The sequence below is a fragment of the Nocardioides hungaricus genome, assembly GCF_054782915.1.
Genome location: NZ_BAAGRO010000037.1, coordinates 1 through 10,445 on the forward strand (window position 1 = coordinate 1; position 10,445 = coordinate 10,445).

Annotated in this window: 14 protein-coding genes; 4 read left to right on the forward strand and 10 right to left on the reverse strand. The window is 66.5% G+C overall.

Annotation, left to right across the window (positions count from 1 at the left end; genetic code table 11):
• Positions 1 to 38 precede the first annotated feature (38 nt).
• From ACYVKX_RS16080 to ACYVKX_RS16095, 4 genes are all read right to left on the reverse strand, one after another.
• Positions 39 to 326, reverse strand: a complete 288-nt coding sequence (locus ACYVKX_RS16080; RefSeq protein WP_460834419.1) for a HoxN/HupN/NixA family nickel/cobalt transporter — start codon at positions 324 to 326, stop codon at positions 39 to 41.
• A 282-nt stretch (positions 327 to 608) separates the two neighbouring features.
• Positions 609 to 863, reverse strand: a complete 255-nt coding sequence (locus ACYVKX_RS16085) for a hypothetical protein (RefSeq protein ID WP_460834421.1) — start codon at positions 861 to 863, stop codon at positions 609 to 611.
• An 88-nt stretch (positions 864 to 951) separates the two neighbouring features.
• Positions 952 to 1,902 carry a M56 family metallopeptidase gene (locus ACYVKX_RS16090; protein ID WP_460834423.1) on the reverse strand — a complete coding sequence of 317 codons (951 nt, stop codon included), beginning with the start codon at positions 1,900 to 1,902 and terminating at the stop codon, positions 952 to 954.
• Positions 1,895 to 2,209 (reverse strand): BlaI/MecI/CopY family transcriptional regulator, encoded by a 315-nt coding sequence (locus ACYVKX_RS16095; protein ID WP_460834426.1) that lies wholly within the window; start codon positions 2,207 to 2,209, stop codon positions 1,895 to 1,897. Before ACYVKX_RS16095 ends, ACYVKX_RS16090 begins: the two co-directional genes overlap by 8 nt.
• A gap of 1,003 nt (positions 2,210 to 3,212) precedes the next feature.
• Between ACYVKX_RS16095 and ACYVKX_RS16100 the strand changes: the two genes are divergently transcribed.
• Together ACYVKX_RS16100 and ACYVKX_RS16105 are read left to right on the forward strand one after the other, a co-directional pair.
• Positions 3,213 to 3,491: a hypothetical protein gene (locus ACYVKX_RS16100; protein WP_460834448.1), complete on the forward strand. Its 279-nt coding sequence runs from the start codon at positions 3,213 to 3,215 to the stop codon at positions 3,489 to 3,491.
• Between the two features lie 471 nt (positions 3,492 to 3,962).
• On the forward strand, positions 3,963 to 4,211 hold the full coding sequence (locus ACYVKX_RS16105) for a hypothetical protein (RefSeq protein WP_460834428.1): 249 nt from the start codon (positions 3,963 to 3,965) through the stop codon (positions 4,209 to 4,211).
• A 580-nt stretch (positions 4,212 to 4,791) separates the two neighbouring features.
• On the opposite strand, the gene ACYVKX_RS16110 is transcribed toward ACYVKX_RS16105, so the two are convergent.
• The 6 genes from ACYVKX_RS16110 to ACYVKX_RS16135 all read right to left on the reverse strand — a co-directional run bounded on the left by ACYVKX_RS16110 (position 4,792) and on the right by ACYVKX_RS16135 (position 8,705).
• Positions 4,792 to 5,184, reverse strand: a complete 393-nt coding sequence (locus ACYVKX_RS16110; RefSeq protein WP_460834430.1) for a DUF2752 domain-containing protein — start codon at positions 5,182 to 5,184, stop codon at positions 4,792 to 4,794.
• A 184-nt stretch (positions 5,185 to 5,368) separates the two neighbouring features.
• Entirely contained in the window at positions 5,369 to 6,208 is an 840-nt protein-coding gene (lgt, locus tag ACYVKX_RS16115; RefSeq protein ID WP_460834432.1) for a prolipoprotein diacylglyceryl transferase, read from the reverse strand.
• Between the two features lie 9 nt (positions 6,209 to 6,217).
• Positions 6,218 to 6,472 (reverse strand): hypothetical protein, encoded by a 255-nt coding sequence (locus ACYVKX_RS16120; protein WP_460834434.1) that lies wholly within the window; start codon positions 6,470 to 6,472, stop codon positions 6,218 to 6,220.
• A 93-nt stretch (positions 6,473 to 6,565) separates the two neighbouring features.
• The gene (locus ACYVKX_RS16125) at positions 6,566 to 7,237 is read right to left on the reverse strand and encodes a M56 family metallopeptidase (RefSeq protein WP_460834436.1); all 672 of its coding nucleotides are present in this window, start codon (positions 7,235 to 7,237) and stop codon (positions 6,566 to 6,568) included.
• A 272-nt stretch (positions 7,238 to 7,509) separates the two neighbouring features.
• Positions 7,510 to 7,902 carry a BlaI/MecI/CopY family transcriptional regulator gene (locus ACYVKX_RS16130; RefSeq protein ID WP_460834438.1) on the reverse strand — a complete coding sequence of 131 codons (393 nt, stop codon included), beginning with the start codon at positions 7,900 to 7,902 and terminating at the stop codon, positions 7,510 to 7,512.
• Positions 7,899 to 8,705: a WD40/YVTN/BNR-like repeat-containing protein gene (locus ACYVKX_RS16135; protein ID WP_460834441.1), complete on the reverse strand. Its 807-nt coding sequence runs from the start codon at positions 8,703 to 8,705 to the stop codon at positions 7,899 to 7,901. The genes ACYVKX_RS16130 and ACYVKX_RS16135 overlap by 4 nt, the downstream gene beginning before the upstream one ends.
• A gap of 252 nt (positions 8,706 to 8,957) precedes the next feature.
• On the opposite strand from ACYVKX_RS16135, the gene ACYVKX_RS16140 reads away from it, so the two are divergent.
• The gene (locus ACYVKX_RS16140) at positions 8,958 to 9,422 is read left to right on the forward strand and encodes a TlpA family protein disulfide reductase (RefSeq protein ID WP_460834443.1); all 465 of its coding nucleotides are present in this window, start codon (positions 8,958 to 8,960) and stop codon (positions 9,420 to 9,422) included.
• An 18-nt stretch (positions 9,423 to 9,440) separates the two neighbouring features.
• Positions 9,441 to 10,214: a cytochrome c biogenesis CcdA family protein gene (locus tag ACYVKX_RS16145; RefSeq protein WP_460834445.1), complete on the forward strand. Its 774-nt coding sequence runs from the start codon at positions 9,441 to 9,443 to the stop codon at positions 10,212 to 10,214.
• Positions 10,215 to 10,445 lie beyond the last annotated feature (231 nt).

Sequence of the window (10,445 nt, forward strand, 5' to 3'; positions counted from 1 at the left end):
ACGCACGACTCAACGCCGCCTGAAACTCAAGACAACCGTCAAAGTTCTAACGACCAAGGATCGCTAGCAGACTTGCCGTCCCCCACCAATTTGCGCGCGGTGTTGTCGATCGCGGCGATGTGGTCTGCGTCGAAGGCATGGCGCACGCCGAGCAGGAAGGCCGTGACCCCCAGGCCAACCCCGAACACACCTGAACTTCCGAGGTCGTACTGCTGGGGCACGACCAGGCCCAGTAGCACGCCCCAACCGACGAGGTTCAACAAGAGCACCACGCTGGCCATCGCTGCCAGGGCCGTCCGTTCCCGGCGGTCGGTGATCAGCGCCATGACTCCACCTTATTGCCATCGAGTTGCAACAACGGTTCCTGTCAGGTGTTCGACGCCACAGCATGGCTGGATGGGAGAAAGGAAGCGCAAGTCCGCACCCCCCGGCGGCCGTAGTTTTCATGGCGGTCAGTCTGCGTTCAGGACTCACTGATCGCCGACCACGGCGTGTGGGCGAACCAGTGGCCGTCACCGGCGAGGAGGACCTAGGCGCAGGGGCGCAGGTCCGAGGTGCCACACGCCCTGATCCGCGCTCGGCAGCGAGAAGGGAAGCAGGCGTGAACCTCAGATCCGAGGCTTCGGATCGAGGGTGATGCCGCCGACGATCGCTAGAAGGATAGCCATCGGGTAGCCCGCTAGGAGGTCCTGCCATCCCATCGAGACCGGGAGTGGACGAAACCCTGCGTGCGCGACGAGGTGCTGGATCGCGATGAGTCCGGCGAGCCCGAAGAGCGACCAGGACAGGATTCGACGCTGGGTCCAGTTGGACAGCTGCTTGTCGATGTCGCTCTTCTTCGTGCTGCGGCGGATGCTGCTCATGCTTGGTCGACCTTCCTGCTCTTGCGGGCCTCAACGAAAGCCATCACCTAAGCAGGATAGTTGATCATCGGGAGCCGAGCCGAGCCGGTCAACCGAGCAGGCAGATCCCTTCCCAGGCCATGGCGAGAGCGGGAGCGGTGGCCAGCGCGAGCGGGATGAGGACGGCGGCACTGAAACCGACCGATGCGGCCGCGAGTCGGTGCTGGGCCAATCGCGGGTGCTTGCCGTCGAGTCGTCGGATGCGGGCCTCTACCTCGATGTCGCTGGCAGCCAGCGTGCTCGGAGCCGGTGGGAGGCAGGCGAGTGTGGTCAAGGCCCGTCGAAGGGGGTGCGCGCCGGTCCGCGCTCGCGCGGAGTCGTCGGCGCTCAACTCGACCAGGAACCGGACCTCACGCATCCCCTGTCGAAAGCCGGGGAAGAACGGCGCCAGGGCGTCGAACAGCGCGCGGCAGGTTATCACTGCGGTGTGGTGCCGCTGTCGCAGATGCGCGCGTTCATGAGCTATCACGGCATCAAGCTCCCTGGCATCCAGGTTGTTGAGCAGAGCGCTGGTGACCACGATCCGCTGTCGTCGTCCGCCGACACAGAACGCATACGGAGTCTCGTGATCGAGCACGAGCACCCCGGGTAGCACGTCGGTACGGCAGACGAGGTCGAGGACAGCCAGTCGAGCGGTCCGCTCGCGACGATCCAAGGACACCGCGCGCACCATGAACCACAGCACCCGGGTGAGCAACGTCAGGAAAACTGCGATGCCCAGAGCGGCGGCGAGCGTGCCACCGGGCGAGACGTAGGGGTGCTGCAGGTTCTCCGCGCACAAGTTGAGCAGATGCGCGAGGTCACCACTTACCTCGGGGATCGAGATCGCCAGCGCCAGGCCCGCGGCAGCCAGGGCGAGCAGAACCGACGCCGCGAGCGCCTGCCAGCCTGCGATGGCCAGTCGAGGGGCCAGTCTCGTCCACGGGGAATCCCTTAGCCATCCGACCCCGAGGGTGCCGATGGTGATGGCGTAGACCGCCAGCAGCAGCGCGCTAGTCACGCAGAGCCCGCTTGAGTCGCGACACCTGCGCCGGAGACATGTGGTCGAGGAAACGCAGCAGCGTGACTGAGGTGTCGCCGCTGCCGCTGAGCAACTCGTGCATCAGCTCCGCGGTGTGTTCGGCTCGGTCCTTGGTCGGCTGGTAGCGGAAGGCGCGTCCCTCGCGCTCGCGAACCAAGAACCCCTTGCGGTAGAGGTTGTCAACGACGGTGAGCACCGTGTTGTAGGCCAGTGGTGGCTCGCGCTCGATCCTCTCCAGGACCTCGCGCACCGTGAGCGGGTTCTCGGCCGACCAGAGGTGACCCATGACCAAGGTCTCCAGGTCTCCGAGCGGGCGCAACTTGGCCACTCCCCTTCCGTCCGCGTGCCGCGACCGCTTGCTCACGTCAGCCTCTCCCACCTGCTGCCTGCCTGCTGGTACAAGTCGGCCCGATCGCCGTCCAGGACGGCCACGACCAGCTCCTCCTCAGGAGTTTAGGCGGCGCCGGCGCTTCCCGCTGGAACGTCCACCGCGGCCCGCGAGGCTTCTCCGTCGCTGTTCACCTGTGTGCCCAGGCTCCTGCACCCTTCCGGCGCCGTCCTGCGTCGACGTGCGTTGCCGTGTCGGGTTTGGGTTGGGTCGACCCAGTGTTCTTCCAAGAGGCTATTTACCCCACGGTGCTGTGGCCCCTCGAAGGTCGTCCCGCATAGGTGGAGACGAGGGTCGGATGTGGAGCCGTCATCGCCGCAGGCTTACATGCCGGCGTGTCCACCAGCGAGGGTCGTCGTCCCGTACGCCGCCATTCCCATCACGTGCTTGTCCGCCAGAGACTCGATCTGCGCCCAGCCTCCCGCACCGGTCCCGCTTTTATCGACCGGAGACATAGCCGATGATGATGATCACGCCCGCGATCACTAGGAACGGGATGACGACCCGCCGGGCTCGGGACGACAGGCCAAAGATGCGGTTGCTGTTCGGACTTCTCATCCGCGGCTCACTCCTCAGTAGCCCCCGATTGCTCGATGGCTGGGGCAACTCCATCTACCATCACCTATCGACGCTAGTAGATGAGCTGGGCTGTCCGCATGTCGTGGACAAGGGCACGGACCTGCTTGGTGCTCCTGATCATCGCCGCCGTCATGGGCGTCGCTGTGTGGCAGGTCAATCACCTCAGGTCACCAAGTTCGACGAACGGGCACAGATGCCGGCGTCGGGCCTGACCCTCATCGAGACAGCGAGGTGAGCTCCGCTGCGGCCGATCGCAGGCAGCACCCTCGATGGGCAGGTGCTGGATCTGGCCGACCTTCGCGGCAAGGTGATCGTTCTCAACGTGTGGGGATCCTGGCGCGCGCCGTGCCGCGCCAAGGCGCTGGACCTGGCCGCAGTCGCGAACGAGACCGCCACGCGCGGCGTGCGCTTCGCAGGTCTCGACGTTCGCGACAGCCCCGCGCCGCCGCACAGGCATTCATCCGCACCTACTAGGTCACCTACCCCAGCTACGACGACCAAAATGGCCTCGTCCTGTCCCAGTTCCAACGGAATCATCCCCCTCAGCCCGTCCCCTCGACCTTGGTCTTCGGTCGGGATGGCGCCGTCCGAGCCCGTGTGATCGGCGAGGTCGACGCAACCGCGCTCCGAGAGTTCATCGGTGACGCGGAGAAGACTTGATGATCGAGGCGTGGTCCCTTGGATCCTCGGTCCTCTATGGCCCCCTGCTCGTCGGGATCCCGATCGCGATCCTGGCGGAGGTTGGCTCCATCAGTCCGTGCTCCCTACCGCTGGTACCGGCTACCGCGCCTACGTCATGGGAGCCGCCGGCGCCGACGCCGGAGCCATGCGATCCCCACGCGTCGATCGAGCGCCGTGCTTGGCACCGCCCTGTTCGTGCTCGGCTCGCGCCCCTGACACAGCGCCGGAGAACGACCCTGCCCCCACGACAACAGACACCCTCAGCCCACGACTGGGCCCATCCGAAGAGGCTCAAAAAGATCGAGGCTAGACTGGCGCGCACCGCGCTGGTGGTCGCCGTCCTCGTGTCCGGGGACTAAGAACAGGGGATCGGCGTCGATCGACGCCTGCGGTGGAACGGGTGCTGGATCCTCTCCTCCTGATCGGGAGCGCGGCCGATTCCGCGGCGCCCATGGCCCAGGTGACGCTGGGCGATGCCCCCGCCGGTCTATTGCCGGCGCGTCAGCAGATGGCGCTGTCGCTGGGATGGCACACCATCCTGGCGTGCTTCGGGGTGGCGTTCCCGGCGATGATCACGCCGTTCTTTCTCGGCGCCGTGGCTGGTGCCCCCCCGCGGGTGGCGCGGCTCGCGTCGGACTGATCGGGACTCTCTGCGGCGCCGGTGACAGCCACCGTCGCAGCCACTGGCACCAGCACGACCAAGACCAGCCGGCGTCGGTGGCGTGTGCTTGTGTCTCGATGAGTTCCTGCTCGCACTCGAGTCGCAGTGGGTCGCACCGACTTGTGCTTGCCCGTTGCACGTCCCGCCTGGTGAGTGCGGCTCATTTCGAACGAGGCCCCGACCGGGGGTCATCGTTGTCGTCCTCGAACGCAGCGCGCATCCGTAGTTCGTGGCGGGGATCAGCCGGTGCGCAACAGCCGCCCGCGATGGAAGCGTGTCGCCGCGATGACAGTAAGGCTGCTCCGACCACCAGGAGGACGATCGCACCAAGAGCTACGAACGCCATCTGCCCCTCCGATCTCTGAGCGTCCTGTTGACATGGAGCTATGCCACCACCCTTGGAAGGACAGAGCCAAGAGACATCGCCCGGACGGTCCCGCCGCGGCCGGCGTCAGTTGTCCTCAACCGCGGGCTTACCACCGGGAACACGCGTTCATGTGTTCCCACAGAACGGTGTCGCGCCGTACCGGGCAGGGATTTCGTCTCCAGGGCCACGGGATCAGTAGCGTCTCATGAGCAGGTCGGCGCGGCCTTGCTGTCGAATCTCGAGCAGTATCAGCAATGCGACAAGGATCGCAACCGCCACCCGGACGCGGCGCGAGGTCCAGGAGACCTGCACGTTCACCCAGCGCCGTGCCGCGACAACAATGATCACTCGACCGACCGCGGCAGCGGCGGCGACCGTGGCGGCGATGCCTAGGGGGTTGTACTCCCATGCTTCCCCGAGTCGGCCCTGGGCGGTGAGCCGGGCCGATCGAGTGCCACCGCACAACGGGTCCATGATCCCCATGCGGTGCAAAGGGCCGTGCAAGTCAACGGAAGGCAGCCCGAAGACGGCCATCGCGACCGCGGCCGCGAGCCCGACCACGCCGCCAACGGTGACGATGCGCATCGCATCGGTCGAAGACCACCCGACCCGCACCCAAGGGACAGCGACAGGTACCCCGGCTTCCCGCCTCAGCACTATCAGATCCTCCTCTTGCCGAGACGATCCGGACCCTTGTCCATCCGAGTGGAGTGGGCACGCTTATGGAAAGCCAGGCGGGCCTGATGCTGTGAATCATCCGATCTGGAAGTCATGATGCCGGAGTCGTCTCAGGGTCTTCCTGGTCGAGGCGGGTAGCTGATCGCCGTCCGGCGAGGACGAAGTACGCAGCAGCTGCGGCGAACACGACCATGCTGGTCCACACGTTCAGGCGCAGACCCAGAACCTGATTGACGGTGTCGATGCGCAGATACTCGATCCATGCGCGGCCGAGGGTGTAGCCCATCACGTAGACCGCGAAGAGGCGGCCGCCGGTGATCTTGAAGCGGGCTTCGACCCAGAGCACGAGGCCTACGACACCGAGATCCCAGAAACTCTCGTAGAGAAAGGTGGGTTGAAACGTCGCGTCGTTCTCGTAGCCGTCAGGTCGGTTCTCTGGCGCGATCTGCAGGCCCCAGGGGAGGTTGGTCGGCCTGCCGAAAAGCTCTTGGTTGAACCAGTTGCCCCATCGACCGATCGCTTGAGCAAGAGGGATCGCGGGAGCCATCGCCCCGGCCACGTCGCCGAGGCGAACACCCTTGCGGCGGGCGCCGATCCACGCCCCGAAGGCACCCAGCGCGATCCCGCCCCAGATGCCCAATCCGCCCTGCCAGACATAGAACGCGGCCCAGGGATCCTGGCCGGGCCCGAAGTAGAGCTGTGGATCGGTGAGCACGTGGTAGAGCCGGGCCCCCACCACACCCAATGGCAACGCCCACAGGGTTATGTCGGCGATCGTCCCCGGTTCGCCGCCACGTTTGACCCAGCGGCGCTCCGCCAGCCAGACAGCGGCGAACACGCCGGCGATGATGCAGAGCGCGTAGGCCCGCACGGGGACGGGTCCGAGGTGCCAGACGCCCTGGCCCGGGCTCGGCAACGAGTAGACGAACACGCGCGATCCTCAGATCCGGGGCTTCGGGTCGAGGGTGATGCCGCCCATGATCGCGAGGAAGATCGCCATCGGATAGCCGAGCAGAAGGTCTTGCCATCCCATCGACATCGGGAGAGGTCTGAACCCTGCGTGAGCGACGAGGTGCTGGATCGCGATGAGACCGGCGAGCCCGAACAGGGACCAGGACAGGACCCGGCGCTTGGTCCAGTTGGACAGTTGGCTGTCGATGTCGCTCTTCTTCGCGCGGCGGCGGATGCTGCTCATGCTTGGGTTGACCTCCTTGGTCGTCGCGGACCTCCGCTAGGCCATCACCTAAGCACGATAGTTGATCGGTGGGGTCATGCCGAAACGCGCCGGTCAGCCGAGCAGGCAGAGGCCTTCCCAGGCCATGGCGAGGGCGGGAGCGGTAGCAAGCGCGAGCGGTAAGAGGATGGCCGCGCCGAATCCGACCGACGAGGCCGCGAGCATCGGCTGGGGCAATCTCTGGTGCTGGCCGTCGAGACGCCGGATCCGGGCTTCGACCTCGACAGCGCTGGCGGCCAGGGTGCTTGACGCCGGTCGCAGGCAGGCGAGTGTTGTCAACGCCTGCCGCAACGGGTGGGCGCCGATCCGCGCTCGCGCGGAGTCGTCGGCGCTCAGCTCAACCAGGAACTCGACCTCGCGCATCCCGGACCGAAACCCGGGAAAGAGCGGGCCCAGCGCGTCGAACAGGATGCGCGAGATTGTCAACGCGGTGTGGTGCCGCTGTCGCAGGTGTGCGCGTTCATGCGCGAGCACGGCGTCGAGCTCCGCGGTGTCCAGGTTCTCGAGCAGAGCGCTGGTGACCACGATCCGTTGTTGTCTGCCCCCGACACAGAACGCGTAGGGAGTGGCGTGTGTGAGGACGAGTACCCCGGATAGCAGGTCGGTTCGGCAGACCAGGTCGAGAACGGTCAGGCGTGCGGCTCGTTCGCGACGGTTCGAGGACACCGCGCGGACCGTGCACCACAGCACCCGGGTGCACAACGCCAGGACGAGTCCGATGCCCACAGCCGCGGCGAGAGTGCCGCCGGGCGAGACGTAGCCGTGCTGCAGGTTCTCTGCGCACAAGTTGAGCAGGTGCGCGAGGTCCCCGCCGACCTCGGGGGATCGAGATCGCCAGCGCAAGGCCGGCGGCGCACAGCGCAAGCAGCACCGACGCCGCGAGCGTATGCCAGCCTGCGATGGCCAGTCGTGGGGCGACTCGTGTCCATCGAGAGTCGCGTAGCCACCCGACCCCGAGGGTGCCGAGGGTGAGGGCGTAGACCGCCAACAACAACGCGCTAGTCACGCAGAACCCGCCTCAGTCGCGCCACCTGTCCTGGATCCATGTGATCCAGGAAGCGGAGCAAGGTGGCCGAAGCGTCCCCACTGTCGCTGAGCAACTCGTGCATCAGCTCCGCGGCGTGATCGGCCCGGTCCTTGGTCGGCCGGTAACGGAAGGCCCGGCCCTCGCGCTCACGAACCAAGAAACCCTTGCGGTAGAGGTTGTCAACGACCGTCAGGACCGTGGTGTAGGCCAGTGGCGGCTCGCGTTCGATCCTCTGCAGGACCTCGCGAACCGTGAGCGGGGTCTCGGCCGACCAGAGGTGTCCCATCACCACGGCCTCGAGATCACCAAGCGGGCGCGTCCTGGCCGCAGCCTTGCCGTCCGAGCGACGCGACCTCTTGCTCATGTCAGTCTCTCCCACCTGCTGCCTGTCTGCTGAAACACCGCGGCACGATCGCCGTTGAGCACGGCCACGACCAGGTTCCCGTCAGGGGTGTAGGCGGCGGTAGCGCTGTTCTCCGGAACGTCCACGGCGGTCCACGAGGCGCCGCCGTCGGTGCTCACCTGGGCTCCGTCCATGCTCAGGGCCACCACTCGCGAACCGGCCCTGTCGACGGCTACGGCCGTTGCTCCCGGTGTGCTGCCTAGCGGGGTCCACGTGGCGCCGCCGTCGCTGGTCTTCACGGCGCCGTCTCGCATCGACGGTGCCATGGCGACATCCGGGTTTGTCGGGTCGACCCAGATGGTGCCCATGAAGTCCTTGCCCACGGTGCTGCGCTCCTCGAACGTCGTCCCACCGTCGGTCGAGACCAGGGTCCCCGACTCCGGCGAGGCCAGATAGACCCTGTCGCTGGACGCGCCGAGAGCGTGGACATCGGAGACCGGGAGGCCATCGACCTGGTCGAACGTGGAGCCGTCATCGTCCGAGGCGTAGAGACCGGCGTGCCCGCCGGCAAGGATCACCGTCCCGGACGCCGCCCATCCCATCACGTCCTTGTCCGCCAGCGACTCGATCTGCGTCCACCCACCCGCATCAGTCCGAGAGCCGGCGCCTGCATGTCCGCCGACAAAGGTGCGCGCGTCCAGTGATCCGAGAGCGTGCAGGTCTCCTCCCACCACGGGGCCGGTCTCCGGTTCGCCGTCCGCCTTCCTCCCGGAGACAAAGCTGATGGCGATGATCACGGTCGCGATCGCGAAGAACGGGATCACGACTCGTCGTGCGCGGGGCGACAGCCCGAGGATGCGCTTCTTGTTCGGGCTGCTCATCTGCGGCTCCTCATGCCGAACCCCCGATTGCTCGATGGCGGGGGAGCTCCATCTACGATCACCTATCGACGATAGTAGATGAGCGGGGGGTGTGGGATGACGCGGAGCAGGGCCCGGATTTCCCTGGCGCTTCTAGTCATCGCCGCCCTCGTGGGTCTCGGCGTACGGCAGGTCAGTCACCTGCGGTCGCAGTCCGTGGTTGACGGCACGGCTGCCGGGGTCGGTCTGACGCTCTATCGAGGCCAGGAAGCGATCCCATTGCCGCAGATCCGAGGCACGACCATCGATGGTCAGGCGCTGGATCTGACGGACCTACGAGGTCGCGTGGTTGTTCTCAACGTGTGGGGATCCTGGTGCGGGCCGTGTCGGGCCGAGGCGCCGGACCTGGCCGCGGTCGCAACTGAGACCGCCACGCGTGGCGTGGAGTTCGTGGGCATTGACGTCCGCGACAACCCCGCGGCCGCACGAGCATTCGTCCGCAAGTACCAGATCACCTATCCCAGCTTCGACGACCAGAACGGGCTCGTCCTTGCCCAGTCCGTTCAACGGGATCATCCCGGTCAGCGCCGTCCCCTCGACGTTGGTCGTCGATCGGGAAGGCGCAATCCGCGCCCGCGTGGTCGGCACGGTCGACGCCACCACCCTCCGCGGGCTCATTGAGGACGCGGAGCAGTGCAGATGATGGACGCACTGTCGCTGGGCTCCTCGGTCCTCTACGGCCCGCTGCTCATCGCGCTCCCGATCGCGATCCTCGCGGGGCTGGTCTCCTTCTTCAGCCCATGCTGTCTGCCACTGGTGCCCGGCTACCTCGCCTATGTCACGGGAGCCGCAGGCGCCGACGCCGGTACCCCGGCGATCCCCGCACGTCGATCGGGCGTGGTGCTCGGTACCGCACTGTTCGTGCTCGGCTTCGCACTCGTGTTCACCAGCTACGGCGCCGCGTTCGGAGCCCTGGGCGCCGTCCTAATCCGGCAACAGGACGTCATCATCCGGGTCCTTGGTGTTTGCACTATCGTTCTCGGTTTGATGTTCGCCGGTGTACTACGCGCTGTGCCGGGACTCTCGCGGACGCTGCGACCCCGCTACCAACCGAAGGTCGGGCTGGCCGGGGCCCCGCTGCTCGGGGTGATGTTCGGCATCGGATGGACGCCCTGCATCGGCCCAACCCTCGCCGCAGTGCTCACCTTCGCCACGACGTCCGGCACCGCAGGCAGGGGAGCGATCCTCTCCTTCGCCTACAGCCTTGGCCTCGGCATCCCCTTCCTCCTCGCAGCGCTCGGAATCAGCCGAATGTTCAAAGTGTTCACGTTCGCCCGCAGACACGCCCTGGCGGTGACGCGGATCGGCGGTGCGATGCTCATCGCGCTCGGAATCCTCGAAGTCACCGGCCTCTGGGGCGCGTGGCTAGCAAGCCTGCGCACCCTCATCGGAACCTGGCAGACGCCGCTGTAAACACGACGCTCGTCTGTGCTTCGCGGATGCGACCGCACCTGAGCCCTGAGACACAATCAGCTTGCAACGAGGGCACACCCTGACTCACGCACCTCGCTTTCGCGCGTGTCGCACGCGTTGACCTCCACCTTGCACCGAGAACGCCCGACCGCAAGCGACGTCTCAGCCCTGATCCACCGATGAGGTGTGGGCTGTGAGCGTGGCGTAGAACGAAGAATCCCTTGTAGGGGT

Bases quoted from the DNA above. Each gene is read 5' to 3' on its own strand.
- ACYVKX_RS16080 (WP_460834419.1), bottom strand. From the start codon at position 326: ATGGCGCTGATCACCGACCGCCGGGAACGGACGGCCCTGGCAGCGATG.
- ACYVKX_RS16085 (WP_460834421.1), bottom strand. From the start codon at position 863: ATGAGCAGCATCCGCCGCAGCACGAAGAAGAGCGACATCGACAAGCAG.
- ACYVKX_RS16095 (WP_460834426.1), bottom strand. From the start codon at position 2,209: ATGGGTCACCTCTGGTCGGCCGAGAACCCGCTCACGGTGCGCGAGGTC.
- ACYVKX_RS16110 (WP_460834430.1), bottom strand. From the start codon at position 5,184: ATGCGCATCGTCACCGTTGGCGGCGTGGTCGGGCTCGCGGCCGCGGTC.
- ACYVKX_RS16120 (WP_460834434.1), bottom strand. From the start codon at position 6,472: ATGAGCAGCATCCGCCGCCGCGCGAAGAAGAGCGACATCGACAGCCAA.
- ACYVKX_RS16130 (WP_460834438.1), bottom strand. From the start codon at position 7,902: ATGAGCAAGAGGTCGCGTCGCTCGGACGGCAAGGCTGCGGCCAGGACG.
- ACYVKX_RS16145 (WP_460834445.1), top strand. From the start codon at position 9,441: ATGATGGACGCACTGTCGCTGGGCTCCTCGGTCCTCTACGGCCCGCTG.